The organism is Clostridium pasteurianum, assembly GCF_001705235.1.
In the GTDB taxonomy this organism is placed as follows: Bacteria; Bacillota; Clostridia; order Clostridiales; family Clostridiaceae; genus Clostridium_S; species Clostridium_S pasteurianum_A.
The window spans coordinates 3,594,318-3,613,875 of the sequence record NZ_MCGV01000001.1 but is presented as its reverse complement, the minus strand read 5'-3'; the positions used below and the strand labels follow the sequence as shown (position 1 = coordinate 3,613,875).

The window sequence follows — 19,558 nt, the reverse complement described above, 5'->3', positions numbered from 1 at the left end:
TATTACTATAGAAACTATTACCTAGGGAGTGAATTTAATATGCCAAGAATAAAAAAACTATTACCAATTGACGAATTAAAACCAGGCATGATATCAGCAGATAATATAAAGTTTGAAGAAAAAGCACTACTTACAAATGGTGCTCAAATAACAGAATTAGCTATAAAAAAATTAAAGAATACTTATATAGTAAATAAAATAGAAGTATACATTGATGAAGAAGACTCTGAACCTGCACCATGTAAAGCCAAAACAATACAAGAGCTCAAAGCTACTTTTAATGAGTTTTCTTCAGATCTAGAAGATATTTTTAATAACATTAACCAATTAAAAACTAACGGTATAGAAAGCGTACGAAAATTCTCAAAGAGATTACAGGTAGAATTTGAAGCTACAGGCTTAGTTATTAAAAATGTTATTTTCTACGGAAGTCAAAATGATATCTACAAACATAGTGTTAACGTAGCTGCCATTAGTTTTATCTTAGGAAAATGGCTTGGATTAAGTGAAGAAGAAACAAATTTATTGATTTATTCTGCATTGCTCCATGATTTTGGAAAAACTCAAATAAGTAATGATATATTAAATAAAGAAGGTAAGCTCACTCAAGAGGAATATGCAGTATATAAAACCCATCCAGTTATAGCTTACCATCTTGTCAAAGAAATTCCGTATATAAATCCCAATGTTGGTTTAGGTGTACTTATGCACCATGAAAGAAATGACGGTTCAGGTTACCCACTTGGAATTAAAGATGCTAAAATCCACAAATTTGCAAAAATAATAGCAATTGCAGATACCTTTGATAAAATAAATTCTGATACTAATAATGGACCTTTTGATGCCTTAAAAATTATAAAAGAAGAAAGTCTAAACAAATTAGATTGCCCTTATTGTAACATGTTTTTAAATCACGTTATTAATTATTATATGGGTGAAAGTGTTATTTTAAATGATGATCGCTCTTGTAAGATTATTAAAATTGACATAGAAGATTTAACAAAGCCTCTACTTCTTACTGATGATGGATTTTTGGATCTAAAAAAAGAGAAAGAATTATATGTTAAGTCTTTAGTTATTTAAATTATATTAAATAATAATTTTTAATTTCATATACAAAAATAAGCAGTTCGAATACGAACTGCTTTAATGTTTAATTTATTCGGGGGGAATAAATTTTTTCTTAATTACATTTATATTTTAATATTTTTCCGTGTCAATTTGTTGTCAAAATTGAGTATTATCTGTAAACAATAATTTAACAATTTTCATCCAGAAATTTACTCCAGGTAATACCTCCTACAATTCCATCTGCATTTAAATTATGCTTTGCTTGCCATGCCTTGACATTATCCTCAGTTGCATTTCCATAGACTCCATCTATATTACCACCAACTCTATATTGGATATATCTAGTGGCATATTCATAATGTCTATATTTAATCCCATCTAAAGGTCTTGAAAAAATTTCAGTAATGGCTGCAACCGTTTTAGAGCCCCAAATTCCATCTCTTACAAGTCCCATAATTCCTTGAAATTCTTTTATAACAGCGGTCGTATTATAACCATTTATCCCATCAACCGCAAGATTCTTTTTCAAAAGTGTATTAAGCTGACTTTGTATTATCTTTACTGTATCATTAACTGTTATAACGGGTGTTGATGAAACCACACCTAAACTTTTTGAATTTATAAAAATACCATCATTGAATTCATTTAAATCAACACTGCCACTTATACCATTAATTCTACCTGTTTCAGAATATTGAAATCCAACGTATGCTGTACTTATATTAGGCTGTGTCACACCATACTCTGCTATCCATAATGGTATATTCTTAACATTACTATTTAGATTATTTTTATAAAAACTTGTATAAGTGTATATACATACATCTATTCCTTTGCTTATTAAATAATCAGCAAATTTTCTCACATTAGAACTTATAGTATCAACAGTTTGTCCTAATGTCACCTCTACATCAATAGCGAGCTTGCAATCATAATTCATCCCTGATATTGCTGATAAAAAGTGCTCTGCTTCATTTATGGGATTATTGTTTCTCAGAAAATGATAAAACCCTACTTTAAATCCTGCATCTTTAGCTCTTTTATAAAATTCCAGAACAGTTCTATCTGTATAAGTCACCCCTTCAGTAGCTTTTATATAAACAATATCTACTCCACTTGACTTAACTTTAGAAAAATCAACACTACCCTGTCCTGAATAAATATCAATTCCCTTCAAATTTATCACTCCCATATAACTTATTTCTATCGACAATAAATTATATATGCAAATACACTATATCTTGACACAAAGCAATGCACTTTTTTACCTATAATTTCTTTCACCAGATTTATAATCCCCCGGAGTACAACTAAACTTTATATTTTTTCCATCGCTAGTACATACTATAGTACCATTCTCATCCGTTCTATAGACTGGTATATGCCTTTTTTTTAATTTGTCAACGGTTTGCTTGTGTGGATGTCCATAGTCATTACCCTTACCACAACTTATAACTGCATATTTAGGATCTATATAATTTAAAAATTCATCACTAGATGAAGTTCTACTTCCATGATGGGCAATTTTTAAAACATCAGAGCTTAAATCATATCCTTTATTAATCATTTCATTTTCATTAGTACTCTGGGTATCACCTGTGAATAAAAATTTATTTTCTCCATATGTTATTTTTACAATTATGGAATATGTGTTTAAATTTCCCACAATTGTACCTAAAGGACCATATATATCACATCTGGCTTTTCCTAAACTAAAAGAATCCCGATGGGCTTCATTAGCCTTTAATCCTTTATCTCTCATTGCATAAATCAAATCTCTAAAGGTTCTTGTATTGGTAGTTATACTGTTCATATAAACTTTATCCACTTTAAACTTTTTTATAACCTTATCTGCACCACCTATATGATCTTCATGAGGATGAGTCAATACCATATAATTTATTTCCTCTACCTTCTGCTTCTTCAGATATCTTATAAGATCTCCCTGGGATTCATTTGTACCTGTATCAATTAGCATATTTTTTTCTCCACTTTGAATCAATATGCTGTCACCTTGACCAACGTCTATGTAGTGTACTTTAAATTTACTACTATAAACTTTATTATCAGTTTTAATATTATTTGAAAATATATTATAATAATTCTTGGAGCACCCACAAAGAGACACTACTATGCATACTAGTACAAGAGCATAAATTTTTATCCTTTTCATCGACTTTCCTCCATTTTTATCAAAATTACTACTAAATTTCCAAAAAGTAAATTTCATTATTTACTTTTTGGAAATAATGAAGTATAATATAAGTGCAGTTAGAAATACATTTTAATAATTATCTTTTAAAAAGTAACTTTATTCACTTTACATTCTATTATTTTATGGATAAGGGACTAAAAATATTTATGAGAGGTATTTTTATAATTATCTATAATTTATTTTTAACTTTTATAAGTCAATTTCCCCTCGATTTTTTAATTTTTATATAAGGGTGTTGATCTTATCAACACCCCTATTGTAATTATATCCAATTTTAATTTTTTTAATTGAACATCTATAGAAATTTTATATTTTACAATAATGCAGCTATAATATTGGATATTGCACTTGCAAAATTAAATTCCTCAACATTAAATTCTTTTTGTTTATTGGGCACTTTAAAATACAGAGCTCCCTTACTAATGCTTTTATTGATTAATGGGATGACCATTATAGAATCCCAATAAGGCATACCGGTTGCTTCATCAATACCACTTATATTATCCCAATCTATCATATACATACCTATACCTTTTTGTAAAACATCCTTTATAATTCTACTATTTACATAAGTACTATCAACAAATTCAGCTTCAAATATCTTTCTTGTATATATTTTAGTAATACTTAAATTATCTAATAATATAAAACTACAATAAGTTGCCTCAAAAAATTCAATCAGTCTACCAAGAATACTAAATATCTTTTTTTCCATTTTATCATTATCTCTAAGCATCTCCATAAACTCTACCATAACAAGTACATTTCTAGAATCTTTAACAGCATTACCTGTAATTATTCCCGTTATTTTATTAGTACCTTTAGCTTTGTAATTAAACCTTTCATTCCAAATAACGCATCTATTTCTCCCTGAATTTTTAGCCATATAAAGAGCCTTATCAACTTTTTCAAAAATTTCGCTTTTAGAATTTGCCATATCTGGGTATGAAACTACCCCTACACTTATAGTAACACTTCTCTTATCGCCAAGAATTTTAGCCTTATCTATTTTATCTCTTACAATTTCAGAAATTTCATAAGCTTTTGCCACATTTAAGTCAGGGAGTATAACAATAAATTCCTCTCCGCCATATCTTCCACAAATAGATTTACTGCCTATATTATCCATAACTATTCTGCTTACTTCCTTTAAAACCTTATCGCCAGTTCCATGTCCAAATCTATCATTTATACCTTTAAAATTATCGAGATCATACATAAAAACTGAAAATTCTTTTTGCTTCTCTTTACTTTCATTTAAAATTTTTTCAACACTGTTCTCCAGATATCCTCTAGTTTTTGCTCCTGTAAGCGCATCAACAGATGAACTAATTGAAAGTCTATATTTTTCAACATTAAGACCAATCAAACCATTAAATTGAATACATTTATTTATAGAATCCACATTAAAATTGTTAAGTATCTTATCCGTATCAATATACAGTATACCTAATACATTTCTGAAACTTCTCTTTTTATATTCATCTTCTAGTAGCCTATATATTGGAATGCAAATTATAGATTTTATTCCTCCCCTTAGGTTTTTTTCTGCCTTAAATCCAAATCTTTTTATAAATATAAGATTTTTTCTCATATTAACATTATCTATAATCCAATTTTTTTTAAATATATTATTATCAACAAAACTACCTATTTCAGTAAAAATTCTTACATCTTCATTTTTAACTGGATTTAAAACGAAATAAATATTTTTTGCAATCAAGCTGTACTTTAAATATCTAAGTATATTCTCTATATTAATAGTAGAGGAATTAACCTGATTCTTCATAACACTTATTCTTCCGTTCACCTTTTTGGGAATACAGGTTAAATAATATTCTTTTAAATCCTTTTTCAATTTTTCCATACTAAACAACTTTTTTAGATTTGTATTTTCATAAAATTTTTCAGTGCCATTATTATCACATATGTAAGTAAAATCGTCTTTGACTAAAATTTCACTTCCTGCATATTCGTTTATTACATCTACATATTTCTTAAAAAAGCTAATTAAATTATAGTTGTTTATAAAATCTTCTTTATATTGATCTGGAATATTAATGTAATAATTCCACACAATATCTATACAATTAAAAAAGTAGTTTATAGTTCTTATATAATCCTTATTTTTTAAATAGTATTCAGTAATATTCATATACAATACGATATTGCTAAGTGAAACTTCATTACTGTTTTTATTTAAAGCTCTAATTGAATAACTAAGTCTCTCTTTCCCCTGAGCCTTAAGTGATTTCATTACAGTTATTTCTCTACTAACTAAACTACTTTTTATATCCAATTTATTTAATCTATTGTAAATCATATAGAATAATTCAAAATCTTTATTTAAATATATTGTAATTGATAAATGTACTATTTCAACAATACTATTTATATCCTTATTTTTAAAATCCACTTTTTTCACAAATGCCTTGAATCTCTCAATTGAAGCTTCATCTTTGTAAGTTAAGTAGTCAATATAGTAATCAATAAATTTCTCTATTTCACTAATATTATCTTGCCCGCATTTATTCTTTAATTTGTTCATGTACGCCTTAGCCTTTTTAGGCTGCCCTATTTTTAAATATAACTCAATAGCTATCATGAAATACATATTTATAAAGTCAGCATCATTTTTAAAATAAGCTATCTTAATAGCAGCTTTTATAAAATACTTATATGCTTTTCCAATATCATATGTCGATAAACACACCTTGCATAATTTACAATAGCAATAAGCTTCTATAAATTTATCATTAATCTTTTGGGCAAGTTCAAGAACATTCTCAAAAGACTTAAATGCTCCATCATAAGCTGCCTCCTTTAAATCTAAAGTTGCTATCTGTGAGAGCGACAACAATTTAAAATGAAGATAATTAAAATTTGTTGATAATTGAAGCAATTGTAAAAGATACTTTTTAGCTTTATCAACATCATCAAAATAATTTTCATATATATAAGCCATATTATTTAGTGAATTTAGTACATAAGTTAAATTTTGTGAAATGTATTTTTCATCTACGCATAAGGCAGTATATTTAAATGCATCTCTAATATCCCATTTTTTTATAAATGAATTACTTAAAATATAGTAAGCAAAAAATTTCTCTTCTTCCATATCCTGATTACATTCCTTAAGCGCACCTTTACAAATAAAAATGGCTTTTTCAAACTCCTTATTATTGTAAAAATTAAAAGCCTCTTCTAAACATATACAAAGTTTAAACTCTAATCTATAGTATTGCTTCAAGATTTTTTTCTGCTCATATATATACTTTTTACTTTCCGTTAAATTTAAATTATTTTGGAGAATAAATATAATCTTATTTAACGCTTTAAACTGTAAATCATAATTTTTCATTTTTTCTGAAAGTTTTTCTGCTAGTTTAAAATAAATTTTTGCTTCATCCTTTTTTTCATCTAGCAGCAACAAATCTCCTAAAATAATTAGGAGTTTAATTCCTCCAAAACTGCAATTAGTAGTAATAGATTTCACCAATTTTCTAATTTTACTTACTACTAAATTTCTATCTTTTATATAAAGCGGATTCTTATACTTACTTAAGTAATATTCAATTATTTTATTTACATCAAAAGAATTTTCAAAGTGAAACAGTATTTCCTCACTATACTTATCTCTATCTATTTTTTCTAATATAAGAGCGGCCCTCTCATTAATTTTATTTTTATAATTATTATCCATTCTTTCAATTAAAGCTAATTTAATCGTTTTACTGGTAACTGCATAATATAAGCCTGTATTTTTATCTACTTTTTCTATTATTCCCTTATCTAATAGCTTATTTACCACTTCATAAACAGTTTTCTTATCATATTCCTCAAAAAACGCCTCTATAATTGACATCTTTAAGTTTATATTAAAAATAGAAAAGGCGTTCATGAACTCTAGCTCTAACCCGTTTATCCCTTTTATCTGATTCTCAATATTCTTAATAAGTGATCCATGTATTGGAATTTCACTTATCTTATCATAAGATGTAATCCATAATCCCTTATCCTTGCTTACATATATGTACTTTCTTGCATAAAGTCCTTTTAAAACTTCCATGATAAAACCAGGGTTGCCTTTTGTTTTTTCAAAAATTTTTCTACAGAAACTTTCAGGTAAATACCTAGTTCCCAAAACATATTTTATAAATTTATTGGTATCTTCAAATTTCAATTCATCAAGGAATATATCAGTAAAATTCATTTTAAATAGATTTATTAATTCATTTGTTCTGTTAGTTCTATATTCAATTTCTTCTGAATATGAAAATATAAATAAAATATTTTTTGTACTTCTTACCTTACTATAAAAATATTTTATAAACTCAATACTAAATTCATCTATTTCATCTATATTATCAATTAATAAAATTAAAGGTTTTTTAACTGCCATCATATTTAAAAAATCTATACACATATCAAAAACTTTAAATTTATCCTCATTGTTTAAAAGAATTTCCTTGCTATCATAATTACTAAATATGTTGAGCAAATCCAATGCTAATTCACGTTCGCGACTCTTCGTACCATGCTCAAAGTCACAATTTATGAGAATCTGCTTTAATATCTCATTAAACGCAATTCTCTTTATATCGTGTCCATTATCAAAGCTGTAATAAACACTATCCATATTAAACCTGAATATATATTTAATTTCCCTTAAAAACCTTGTTTTGCCTATTCCACTTTTACCATGCACAATAAATAGATTTGACTTATGAGTACTATTTTTAGATAAACCATACGCATTTAAAACCTTTTCTATTTCAGCCTTTCTACCAACTATGCTCACATTATAATTCATTTTTTCAAGAGCTTCTACATCATAAACATTAACATCTCTTTCAAAAACATAATTAATATCATCCACTATATTTTTTATACTTCTGTATCTTTTATCTTCACTGCAAATCATATTATAAATAATAGGTAGTATTTTAGATAAAAAGTCACTACTATAATATTTCGAATAACTTCCTTTTGAAATACTCTTATACACTTCTAATAAATTATCTTTCTCTAAATAATCTAAAAATTCTCTCCTAACTAATCCCATAAGTAAAATTCCAAGTTTATATATTTCTTGTTTTATGCCATCGTAAAAACCAGTTTGATTCTCTCTATTAAATTTAAAATCCCATCCGCTGTTCTGCTGAGTTTCATTCAATTCAGATGCTATTAAATTATTTAGTTTAACTTTAAATTTATTTTTATCATGCATAACATACACATTTTCTGGTATTATATTTTCGTATATATACCCACTACTATTTATGTATTGTATGCAAATACATAGCTGTAAAAATATATCTATAATATCTTTCTCGTTTAATTTGACTACATTATATAAATTATTCCATTTATACTTTAACTCAGATGTATAATACCATTTAAACTCATCCACGTATCTGTTATCTATAGTATTTATAACATTTAAGCTATAAAGTTTAAACATATATTTACTGCTTAAATTAACTAAATTTACAAATTCATTTTTTAGATAGCTTTCCATGTTTTTAGAAAGGTATTTTATGTCAATTACATTAAGTTTTAATTTAGAATTTTCTCTCAGTATATCCATAACCTCGAGTGACGTTAAAATTTGCCCTTTATCTATTATACTTAATACTCTATATCTATTATTTATAATATTCACAAAATTCACTTCCAATACAATCCTAACAATTTTTAAAACTTACTTTATATATTATACTCCTTTATTTTTGTAAGTGATAGGTTTAATTGTTATTTTTTATATATTTTTATCTATTTGTATTTATTTTGAATTAATATTTATAAATTAAGGGTAAAAGATTCTTAATAAATCCTTTACCCTTAATAATTTCATATAAATAAAATGTTTAACTTAAAATGCTATAATAATTCATAAAAAGTTTTATTCTATTTTCTTTCTTGTATAATTAAAGAACTCCTCATAGCAATTATTTTCATCTTCAAAACCAATTTTATCAGTAGTAAAACTTTGGATTTTCTTTTCATTCATTTCTATAGTCCCTCTAAAAACAAATGTTGCATTTCCAATAAAATCTACTGCATAATTGTCCTTATCATCTTTATGAACAATTGCTTTTATCATTCCGCCATCATTATATATATTTAATTCCTTATCAAAGGAAACTTTTTTACTTATGCAACTTACTATGCTAGAAGCCGTCATTGCTGTTCCACATGATTTAGTAAGTCCAACTCCTCTTTCATAAGTTTTTACATATATGTTATTGCCGCCAAGTACCTTCACAAAACTTACATTTACGCCCTTAGGAAGAACAGTTTTTGTATTATTTCCTTTCATTCCAACTTCAACTAGCTTATCCCTATCTATTTTATCAACTATTGCTACTAAATGTGGATTCGTAATACTTACAGCCGTAAAATCAAGTTCATCTGATAATTCAGGTATCTTATCAAACATGAGATTTTTCTTTTTATAATTAATTGGCAGTGAACTTACATCAAAGGATACAGACTTAATATCTATTTTAACAGTTTTTACTCCTTTATATATATCTTCCTGCTGCCTTACAAAATACCTTGATTTTAAAGTTTCTATTTCTACAATCTCTTTTTTTAACATTTCGATAACATATCTACCAACACATCTAAGTCCATTACCACACATTTCAGCTTCTGAGCCATCTGAATTAAAAATTCTCATTTTAGCATCGCATATGCTACTTTTTTGAACAAATAATATACCGTCTCCACCTATTGATTTTTTTCTATTACAAGCCTCAACTGCAATACTTTTTCTTATCTCATCATTTAAATTATAATCATTATTATATTCATCAATTAAAATAAAATCATTTCCTGTCCCATGGCATTTCAATATATTAATCTTCACCATTATGCATCCCCTCTATAATTACTATTTATAATTCCATTATACTAATTTCGCCTTAGTTTCTTTTTAATTATATCATTAAAACATAGGCATTTCTAACCTTATTAATAAATTTAGGTTATATTTTAAATAAGCGTATGTTTCTACACTTATTTAAAATATAACCTATGGGATATTAATCTTTATTTTCATCTACCTTAGAAATTATTTTTAATGATATATAACCTTCAACATCATAGCTAATCTTTATTTTGTGATCATATACACTGCTATTATGGATATTTGAATCATAAGAATCTAAATCCAAGATTCCTTTAACATTTTTAGGCAACTTAAAATTTAATTCTGTACCATCTTCACTTTTTTTATTTTCCACATCCATATCATATATATTTTGTTTATCATTCATTACTGCGGGATATATGCTGCTCTTTTTTACATCGTTTATTGCTTTTACATTGCTTACTATCTCATTGTCCATTTTTGTTCCTTTGATTGATGAATCTGCATATATAATATTATTAATATTATATTTTCCAATTACACTTAATATATTATTTACGGCTTTCTCATCATTTGAAGTTAAAATAAGCACATCTACTTTTTTTATACCATGTGAATCGAGTATATTAAAAATGTTATTCTTATCTTGTGGCTTTGACACATAAGATGGTATATCAACTAGTATATTTTTATTATCATATTGTATTATTATACTCTCACCATTTTCCATACTATATAAATTCATAATTTTAGCCTTATGCGATTTAACAGCACTTGTCTTTACAGTTTTACTCTCTTTAGGTACACTATTATATTCCCTTACAGGTATTTCTATAAAACTAACAATTACTATTGCAATAGCTAGTGTTAATAAACTCCAATACATATAGCCCAGTTTTTTTCTTTTTATTTTCTCTATTACAGCTATAATCATATTTATAAATAATAGTATAAGGCCTAAAAGTAAAAAAAATACTGCCATAATACACACCTTCCCATAATTGTTTATATTGGTATTATTGACAGTATTTATATAATTTATTCAGTAGTAAATTTAAATAAGTATCAAGTCTCCTACAAATTAAATCATTCCACCATCTATAGTTATAATTTGTGATGTAATATATGCAGCTTCTTTACTTATGAGAAATACAACCATTTTAGCTATATCTGAAGCTTCTCCAAATTTGCCCATTGGTATTTCATTTTCCAAATCCGCTCTTTCGTCCTTTGAAAAACACTTATTCATATCTGTATCTATAACTCCTGGAGATATTGCATTAACTCGAATTCCTGATGGTGCTAATTCTTTACCTAATGCCTTTGTAAAAGAATTTACAGCACCTTTAGCCGAAGAATACAAAACTTCACAAGAAGCCCCTACATTTCCCCACATGGAAGATATATTTATTATGCTGCCCGATTTCTTAGGTATCATATATTTAACAGCTAAGCTGGAACAATTAAAAACTCCCCTAAAATCATTATCCATAACTTCATTATAATCCTCCTCTGTCATATCCATAAAAAGACCTACTTTGGATATTCCACCATTGTTCACTAAAAAATCAATTTTTCCAAATTTATTGATTACAAATTTAAACATTTCCTTCACTTGATTATATGAACTTATATCGCATTTGCATATACATGCAGTTCCACCATTTCTCTTAATTATATGTAAGGTTTTCAATGCACCTTGTTCGTCTTCCTTATAATTTATTACAACCTCTATACCTGACTTTGCCATTTCAACTGCTATGCCCCTTCCTATTCCACGGGATGCACCTGTTACAATGGCTATTTTTCCTATTAAATCTTCAAACATAAAATCACCCTACTTTAATTCAGCAATTAAAAATTTAATCTTTATACCTAAATTCATAAATTTAGTTTCATATTCAGTTTGAATATTCTCATCAAAATCACTTTTATGTAAATCGTAAGTTATAAATTTTATTTCAAAGCCACATTCCTTAAAATAATCCAAAGATTCTACAAAAAGCCCATCATCATCAGTTTTAAACCATATTTGACTTTTAGGCTTTAAAAATTCTTTATATTTTGTTAAAAATTTAGTATGCGTTAATCTTCGTTTCTTGTGACGCTCCTTAGGCCATGGGTTACAAAAGTTTATGTATATCCTACCTATTTCATTTTTATCAAAAATATCATTTATAAATGCTATTTGAAGCGGTGTTATTCTAACATTAGTAACTTCACTTGCAGTTATCTTTCTAAGGGCAATGGCAATAACCTCATCCTTTAGATCAATTGCTATGTAATTTTTTTCTGGATTTTTTAGTGCTATATTAGTCACAAAATCTCCTCTACCACAACCAAGCTCAAGGTAAATTTCATTATCATTTTTAAAGACATCATTCCATTTACCCTTATACTCTTGAGGAGTAATTATGCACAATGGATTTTGCTCCATTTCTGGTCGTGCCCACCTTTTTTTTCTAAGTCTCATCTTTTCCTCCTAAAATCAATTATCATTAGCTTTTAATACACAATAATATAGAGGGCACTGGCCCCCTATATTATTATTTAGATACAATTTCCGTAAAACAGCTTAAATAAGATTATATGAGAGCCCCTATTTTCATGAACAATTGAGAAAGTAAATTTGAAGGAATTCCTACAATAATATCAGCTATAGACGTTGTTCCAATAGGAATAATCATAACAAAGAACAAAAGCATACCATATTTCTCATAAGCAGAAATTTTATAGCCAAATTTCGGGAATAAATCTTGAATAACATGATATCCATCGAAACCAGGTATTGGAATCATGTTAAATATTGAAAACATACAATTAATTCCAACAATTTTAACCAGTAATATATAAATTATGGCTGTAATAGAATTAGCAATTGCAAGCTTCGAAAATATTCCACATATAATAGCGAAAATAAAAGCAGTTATTAAATTTGCTAGTGGCCCCGCTATTGATACTTTGAGATCATCCTTATAATAATTTTTATATGCTCCTGGATTTGTTTCTACAGGTTTAGCAAATCCAAAACCAACTAATATAATCATTATAAATCCTACTATATCAATGTGGGCTGCTGGATTTAACGTAAGTCGTCCTTGAAACTTTGGTGTTTTATCTCCAAGTTTATCTGCTATCAAAGCATGTGCATACTCATGAAAAGTAAATGCTATAAGTATTGCCGGTACTAATTCTAGTTTATAAATAAGTATATCCCTAATATTCACAAAAGCATTCCTCCCTTACTCTTAAATTAAAAATTGTAGGAGGCTATAATATCCACTACAATTCAGCCGCATTTTTCATAAAATTACTTAAATGAAAATTGAAAAAAATTAAGAATTAAGAATGAAAAATTAAGAATGAGTGTAACTTTTTCTTCGTTACACTGCGAAAAACTTCTAAACATATAACTGCCTTCATTTCCACTAGTGAAAATGTTCTTTTGTAAAATGTAGATTTTCCAGAGCAAAGCAGTGGAAAATTCTCATTCATTCTTAATTCTTAATTCTTCATTCTTAATTTTTATTTTATAAGAGTTTCAATAAGCTTGTTATTTTCTAAATCCCTGCTTATTATTCCTCCATTTTCCGAATCACCATACATTGTTATATACATGTTATTAAAAGAAATTGCCTTTCCTGTCTTAATATTTGAGACTTTACCCTTAAGTCGATTTACAGTATATATTTCACCTAAATCGGATACATATATATCCTTTGAATCAACTGGCTGTTTAAGTGCAGTTTTATCCCAATTAAGTGTAAAAGTCGAATCCTCGCTGCCACTTGATTTCTTATTTAAACTTGCTGTATATATTTCATTTACTTTATCATTTACAACATTTCCAACATACAAATTTCCCTCATTATCAACATCAATAAGCTTAGGATTACTTACACCTGGAATATTAATATCATTACAACTTCCAGAAGTAGCAACTGAAATCTTATTAGCAGCTAAATCTTCAAATATAACCTTATCTTCTGCCTTGAATACATAATAATCTCCGATACGCTTTAATCCCATTTGGAATTTTTGAAGTTCTCCTGATATATCAAGTCTATCTATATATGAAAGCTGCTTTCCATTAGTTTCCTTTAAATACATTATTGTATTTAAATCATTAGTTTCAAGACCCGTAATATTTGAACTACTTCTAGTTAGTTCGTAAGTTCTTGCTTTATTATTATAATCTAGTGCCTGCTGTTTGTCTCCATTTGAAGGATCATATTTATATACCTTTATTCCAGAACTTCCTTTTTCTATAATAAGAAGTCTATCTTCTGAATTACGCCATTTACTATAGGCATTATCAAAACTACAGTCAAGTGGTACTGTCTTATCTTCTCCACTACTCATTTTAATAACATGCAGCGAACTATTTGAAGTATATGAAGCATACTTTCCTGTATATGAAATCTGAATATTATCAGCATCTCCAGGAATAGAAACAGAAACTACCTTTTTTTTATTATCGTTAGTTTTTATTATTTTATAGCTTACCTTACTAATATTCTTAAACATATAATTATTCATGTAATACAATATTCCAGTTTGAACAAATATTGAAATAATTATCCATATAATTAAGTTTCTCGCTTTTTTCATCCTACAATCCTCCTATTTAGGCTCAACATAAATTATGTCAGGCACTGCTCTTTCGCCAGTTGCATTGGAAGGATTGTTTATTATCTCACCATTGTAATACATTGCTGTTGAACCTCCACCATCGAGGCACACTGCGTTCACCGCATCCAATTTATGCATTAAGTATTGAACATCTGCAATGGTAGCTCCTAATTTTACGCCCTGTCTTCCATCAATTACCATAAATATTATACTTTTATCCTCACGCTGACCAATTGCTGTTCTAGGCTGAGTTCCACCAACAGTAGTTGACTGTATTGTATTTTTTCCATCTTTAATAACATATGGCTCTGTTATAACCGCCTCTTTAATGCCGCTTCTAATTAACTGATTAGGTGAGTAACTTCCACCAACGCCTAAATTTCCATCCTTATCTATTGTTAAAACATGATTTGTTGCAACTTCATCAAATTTACTAGAATCCTTAGGATAAACTAATTGACCATTTGACATTACAAAACTAGTAGGAATTGCTCCAACTCCACCTGCTTGAGACTGTTGGTTAGGAGATGTATCTGAAAAATATCCTCCATTTATAGCAGCAACCGCTCTATAACGCTTTGCCATTTCATGTGTTGTTTCTCCAACATATCCTATTTGTGACGCATATCCAACTTTAACTCTCTTAGGATCTTTAATTATGAGAACGTTAGCAGTAAATTTACCATCTCCGTCTAACTGCATCCGAGTTATATCACTATCCGTATTTATTTTTATAACATCACTTTTAGATTGCTTATAATCTACATTCGTGCCCTTATTGGTTTCTTTCAATATTGCCTGTATTTGCGAATCACTAAAAAACCAATGTGCCATATACTTATGAGCTCCTGTACCCATTAAAGTACTAACTATAGTATTTCGTACATTTTTAAATGGTCCATAAAGTGAATATGGAACAATAGTAACTCCTGTAAATATAACCTCAAATGCTAAAAACAATAATACAACCTTAAATATTTTTCTTTTTCCCCTGTGCTTTATTCTTCTGTTGCCCTCATGATTTTTCCTACTCATTGATATTCCTTTCTAATGTTTATTTTATATTGACCACAGTTCCTTTGGGTACATTATCATATATCCACTTAGCATCATTAATTGCAAGTCTTACACACCCATGAGATGCTTTATTTCCAAGTTTACTTATTTCTTCTGTTTCTATGTTTTCATTTTTATCAAAAGGAACACTATGAAATAAATAATTTCCCATAAATTGCACCCAATAGTATGCACCTTCTTGGTACTTCTTACTATAAAAAGAATATCCTCTTTCTTGCACTTTATACTGCCCCTTTGGAGTATCGGATCCATCCATTCCAGAAGAACAAATAAAAGAATTAACTAACCTTTTTTGAGCATCATAAACACTAACTCTTTGCTTTTGTAAATCAACATCTATAGTAAATGGCTTTTGAGCTTCACTTAAAGCTATAAGCGCATTTGCTTTATTAGAATTAGATTCATTAGCATTAGTCTTCTTGTAGTCATTTGCTTTTGCTTTAATATCTTTCTTATGTGCACTTTTTTTCTTTGAAATACTTTTACTTTTTTCCACTTTTAATTTATTATCATATAAATATTTTTTCACACAAAAATAAGTACCCGTACCCAAAACCAATATTAGAGTTACCAAAATTGAACTTAAAATTCTTTTTTTTCTTCTTATTTTTCTTAATCTACTAAATCTACTCTCTTGATTAGTTTCTTCGCAATTATCATAAATCAAAAGTATCAGCTCTCCTTATGATAGTATGAATTTTAGTATATAATTTTTTCGTCAATTCATTAAATATATTTACTGCATAGCACAGTATACAATATATATTAGCTTTAAAATCTCATTAAGTCAACATTATGACTTTTTATTTACAAATTATACATATAAGTTTAGTCTATTGTTTGCAAAACTAACTTGTTGTTACTTACTGAAGCAATCCTATCGCTAAACAAGCCAATAAACTTTCCACTATACTTATATTTTGTGTTATTCTTCAAGTTTACTAAGTTAGAATTTAAGGCATCTACTAAATAAATATTTCCTCCCGATGAAATAACTATGTTATTTGAATCACAACTCAAACCCAAATTTACAGTTTTTAAATTAGAACCACTTGATGTAACCTGACCATAAAATATTTTGTTTATTTTATCAGTTCTATACGAAACATATACATTATTATTTTCATCAACACCTAAAAGCTTTAAACTTGTATTGCCATCAGCAATTAAGTTACTTCTAATTTTAGTAGATCTAACTCTTCCACTGCTTGAATCTTCATAAATAAGATCATCTTCTCTTGAAGTTATATCGAATTTTCCTATTTGGTCAGTTACCGTTGCAACTCTAGTAAGCTCTTCATTTACGTCAAGTCTATAAATTCTAGCTCTACCAGTTACAAAAGATACTTTTATGTACATTACTCCGGTCAAAACAGACATTTGCATGCCAACTTTAACATTATTCCTGCCAACTGATATTGTATTTGCTTTACCATTTATATAATCTTTTACTTCTTCTTTATACTTTTTCTCTGCATTGTAAGAAAAAAATCTTATTTGTCCAGAAACATTTTCTGCTATTATCATCCTATTAGTATCTGGAACCCATTCGTAAGCAAGGCACTGCACTCCACTCGTAAAATCTAATGTTACTTGTTTACCCGTATTAGTATCAAACACTTTAACCATTTGATTTTGGACATATGCTGTATAGCTTCCATCATCTGATACAGATATATCATATGCCGAAGTCGGAATAGCAACATTAGGTTTTATTTCTGGTGCTTTATATATATCATTTGCTTCACTTATTTTTATGTTACTTTCTGCTCCAAAATAAAATTTATCAAGATAAAAATATAAAGATAATTGTAAAGTTAAAGATATCAAAGCCCATACAATAAATTTCTTCGATGCTTTCATTACTTCACCCCTAATGTTTAACAATTATTGCAGTTGCTACGGTTCTCTCTCCAAATTTATCACAAGGATTATTTATAACATGTCCATTGTAATACATTGTCGTAGATGCTCCACCATCTAGATTTACAGCATTATAAGCATTTTCTTCTTTCATTATTCTCTGTATATCACTTATGGTTGCTCCCATTTGTAGCCCCTGTCTTCCATCTATAGTCAAAAGTAAAATTGCTCCATCCTTCCTTTGACCTATAGCAGTTCTAGGTTGTGCTCCCTGACTGTCTATGGAATTTCCAAAGGAATCTCTTGTCTCCTCTACTCCATTAACTATTAATGTTGGTCCAAAATTTATTGCCTCTACCACATTTTCATTTAAAAGTTCACGAACACTATGATCACCAACAACTAAAACTCCACTTCTAGTAATTGCAATACAACCTCTTTGGGTTGAAACTTCATCAACTTCTTTAGGATAAACTAATTTACCATTACTTATTACAATTCCCGTTGGAACTGCTCCAGTACCAGTCCATACAACCTGTGATCCAGAACTATTTTCCTTGAATCCGCCACCATTTATCGCAGCTATAGCATTATTATGTTTTGCTATCTGACTTGTAGTTTCTCCCTGTACCCCAAGTTTTGAAGTATATCCTATTTTAACTTTAGTTGGATCATGTACTATTAGCAAAAGGCCATTAAATTTATTTGCCTGTATTTTCTTGCATTCTATCTTTTCATTATGACCTGCAGTATTTATATCATTCAAATTTTGACTTTGATTACTGCTTGGTCCTCCTGATCCAGCTCTGATTTTAGCAATTTGGGCATCTGATAAAAATAAAGTAGCTAAATATTGATGTGTAAATGTAGACATTGCAGTACCCACTATATTTCTCTTTAAATTATTAAATGGTCCATAATATACTATCCATGGTGCAGTTCCTATACCAAATAGAAATTGAAATATTATAAAATATATGAAAAGTTTTACCTTTGATACTTTTTTTTGTTTTTTACCTTTTCTTCTGCTAACCCTTTTAGCACTAGCACTGTTAGAATACATATATTTCTCCTTTCTGTTATTTTAATTGAGAAATAATTATTTACCTAAAACTCATAAAATAAAAATGACATACAAAATACCTATTATAAACATAGCTTATATTATACAACATTTTTTTAATTTTTCACAGTAATTCTCATTCATTTTTTACAAAAATTTATATGCATAATTTATTTTTGACAATCAATAATTTTTATTATATAATATATTATGTTATATAATATATTGTGTTGTATAACATATTACATTATACAATAGTTATTGAATCGAGGGTGGTGAATATGAATACTTTATCAACTATTTTCAAAGAAAAAAAATTAAAATTAACCCCACAAAGAATAGCAGTTTATAAATACTTAAAGTCAACTGTTGAGCATCCATCTGCTGAAACAATATATAAAGCACTTCAACCTGATTATCCTACTATGAGCTTAGCAACTGTATATAAAGCATTAAAAACTCTAGTTGAAGTAGATTTAATTCAGGAATTAAATGTCGGTGAAGGCAATTTCAGATATGATGCCAACGCATTACCTCATCCTCATATACAATGTTTATCTTGCGGCAAAGTAGATGATGTTATAGGAATAACTTTTGATAATCTAAATAAGGATATTGCCCCTTATACAGATTATAATGTCGTATCCAATAAAGTTTACTTCTACGGTATATGCAAGGATTGCAAAAATAAAGTTGATACCTTAAAATAAATTGTAATATCTAAAAACATTCCGCATATGTATAAACATATAAATATGTG

The 19,558-nt window shown here is 28.0% G+C and carries 15 protein-coding genes; 2 read left to right on the top strand and 13 right to left on the bottom strand.

Features of this window, described 5'->3' with window-relative positions; genetic code table 11:
* The first annotated feature begins 39 nt into the window (after positions 1–39).
* On the top strand, positions 40–1,083 hold the full coding sequence (locus BEE63_RS16145) for an HD-GYP domain-containing protein (protein WP_066022355.1): 1,044 nt from the start codon (positions 40–42) through the stop codon (positions 1,081–1,083).
* Positions 1,084–1,258: 175 nt separating this feature from the next.
* Here BEE63_RS16145 and BEE63_RS16140 read toward each other — a convergent pair whose 3' ends face one another.
* From BEE63_RS16140 to BEE63_RS16080, 13 genes are all read right to left on the bottom strand, one after another.
* The gene (locus tag BEE63_RS16140) at positions 1,259–2,248 is read right to left on the bottom strand and encodes a GH25 family lysozyme (protein WP_066022354.1); all 990 of its coding nucleotides are present in this window, start codon (positions 2,246–2,248) and stop codon (positions 1,259–1,261) included.
* Between the two features lie 87 nt (positions 2,249–2,335).
* Positions 2,336–3,244, bottom strand: a complete 909-nt coding sequence (locus BEE63_RS16135; protein ID WP_066022353.1) for a ComEC/Rec2 family competence protein — start codon at positions 3,242–3,244, stop codon at positions 2,336–2,338.
* Positions 3,245–3,599: 355 nt separating this feature from the next.
* Positions 3,600–8,951, bottom strand: coding sequence for a diguanylate cyclase (locus tag BEE63_RS16130; protein ID WP_066022352.1), 5,352 nt, complete (start codon positions 8,949–8,951; stop codon positions 3,600–3,602).
* Between the two features lie 240 nt (positions 8,952–9,191).
* Positions 9,192–10,163 (bottom strand): diaminopimelate epimerase, encoded by a 972-nt coding sequence (gene dapF / locus BEE63_RS16125; protein ID WP_066022351.1) that lies wholly within the window; start codon positions 10,161–10,163, stop codon positions 9,192–9,194.
* A gap of 172 nt (positions 10,164–10,335) precedes the next feature.
* The gene (locus tag BEE63_RS16120; protein ID WP_066022350.1) at positions 10,336–11,145 is read right to left on the bottom strand and encodes a hypothetical protein; all 810 of its coding nucleotides are present in this window, start codon (positions 11,143–11,145) and stop codon (positions 10,336–10,338) included.
* 99 nt (positions 11,146–11,244) lie between these two features.
* Positions 11,245–11,991: an elongation factor P 5-aminopentanone reductase gene (gene ymfI, locus BEE63_RS16115; RefSeq protein WP_066022349.1), complete on the bottom strand. Its 747-nt coding sequence runs from the start codon at positions 11,989–11,991 to the stop codon at positions 11,245–11,247.
* 9 nt (positions 11,992–12,000) lie between these two features.
* Positions 12,001–12,636 (bottom strand): tRNA (guanosine(46)-N7)-methyltransferase TrmB, encoded by a 636-nt coding sequence (trmB, locus tag BEE63_RS16110; RefSeq protein ID WP_066022348.1) that lies wholly within the window; start codon positions 12,634–12,636, stop codon positions 12,001–12,003.
* A gap of 112 nt (positions 12,637–12,748) precedes the next feature.
* The gene (locus BEE63_RS16105; RefSeq protein ID WP_066022347.1) at positions 12,749–13,390 is read right to left on the bottom strand and encodes a site-2 protease family protein; all 642 of its coding nucleotides are present in this window, start codon (positions 13,388–13,390) and stop codon (positions 12,749–12,751) included.
* A gap of 298 nt (positions 13,391–13,688) precedes the next feature.
* Positions 13,689–14,774: a hypothetical protein gene (locus tag BEE63_RS16100; RefSeq protein WP_066022346.1), complete on the bottom strand. Its 1,086-nt coding sequence runs from the start codon at positions 14,772–14,774 to the stop codon at positions 13,689–13,691.
* Positions 14,775–14,786: 12 nt separating this feature from the next.
* Positions 14,787–15,830 (bottom strand): phosphodiester glycosidase family protein, encoded by a 1,044-nt coding sequence (locus BEE63_RS16095; RefSeq protein WP_066022345.1) that lies wholly within the window; start codon positions 15,828–15,830, stop codon positions 14,787–14,789.
* 19 nt (positions 15,831–15,849) lie between these two features.
* Complete coding sequence (locus tag BEE63_RS16090; protein ID WP_066022344.1) at positions 15,850–16,539, bottom strand: L,D-transpeptidase; 690 nt, start codon at positions 16,537–16,539, stop codon at positions 15,850–15,852.
* 161 nt (positions 16,540–16,700) lie between these two features.
* Entirely contained in the window at positions 16,701–17,735 is a 1,035-nt protein-coding gene (locus BEE63_RS16085) for a hypothetical protein (protein WP_066022343.1), read from the bottom strand.
* Positions 17,736–17,745: 10 nt separating this feature from the next.
* Positions 17,746–18,798: a phosphodiester glycosidase family protein gene (locus BEE63_RS16080; protein ID WP_066022342.1), complete on the bottom strand. Its 1,053-nt coding sequence runs from the start codon at positions 18,796–18,798 to the stop codon at positions 17,746–17,748.
* 281 nt (positions 18,799–19,079) lie between these two features.
* On the opposite strand from BEE63_RS16080, the gene BEE63_RS16075 reads away from it, so the two are divergent.
* Positions 19,080–19,508, top strand: a complete 429-nt coding sequence (locus tag BEE63_RS16075) for a Fur family transcriptional regulator (protein WP_066022341.1) — start codon at positions 19,080–19,082, stop codon at positions 19,506–19,508.
* Positions 19,509–19,558 lie beyond the last annotated feature (50 nt).

Bases quoted from the DNA above. Each gene is read 5' to 3' on its own strand.
- BEE63_RS16145 (WP_066022355.1), top strand. From the start codon at position 40: ATGCCAAGAATAAAAAAACTATTACCAATTGACGAATTAAAACCAGGC.
- BEE63_RS16135 (WP_066022353.1), bottom strand. From the start codon at position 3,244: ATGAAAAGGATAAAAATTTATGCTCTTGTACTAGTATGCATAGTAGTG.
- dapF (WP_066022351.1), bottom strand. From the start codon at position 10,163: ATGGTGAAGATTAATATATTGAAATGCCATGGGACAGGAAATGATTTT.
- BEE63_RS16120 (WP_066022350.1), bottom strand. From the start codon at position 11,145: ATGGCAGTATTTTTTTTACTTTTAGGCCTTATACTATTATTTATAAAT.
- ymfI (WP_066022349.1), bottom strand. From the start codon at position 11,991: ATGTTTGAAGATTTAATAGGAAAAATAGCCATTGTAACAGGTGCATCC.
- trmB (WP_066022348.1), bottom strand. From the start codon at position 12,636: ATGAGACTTAGAAAAAAAAGGTGGGCACGACCAGAAATGGAGCAAAAT.
- BEE63_RS16100 (WP_066022346.1), bottom strand. From the start codon at position 14,774: ATGAAAAAAGCGAGAAACTTAATTATATGGATAATTATTTCAATATTT.
- BEE63_RS16095 (WP_066022345.1), bottom strand. From the start codon at position 15,830: ATGAGTAGGAAAAATCATGAGGGCAACAGAAGAATAAAGCACAGGGGA.
- BEE63_RS16085 (WP_066022343.1), bottom strand. From the start codon at position 17,735: ATGAAAGCATCGAAGAAATTTATTGTATGGGCTTTGATATCTTTAACT.
- BEE63_RS16080 (WP_066022342.1), bottom strand. From the start codon at position 18,798: ATGTATTCTAACAGTGCTAGTGCTAAAAGGGTTAGCAGAAGAAAAGGT.
- BEE63_RS16075 (WP_066022341.1), top strand. From the start codon at position 19,080: ATGAATACTTTATCAACTATTTTCAAAGAAAAAAAATTAAAATTAACC.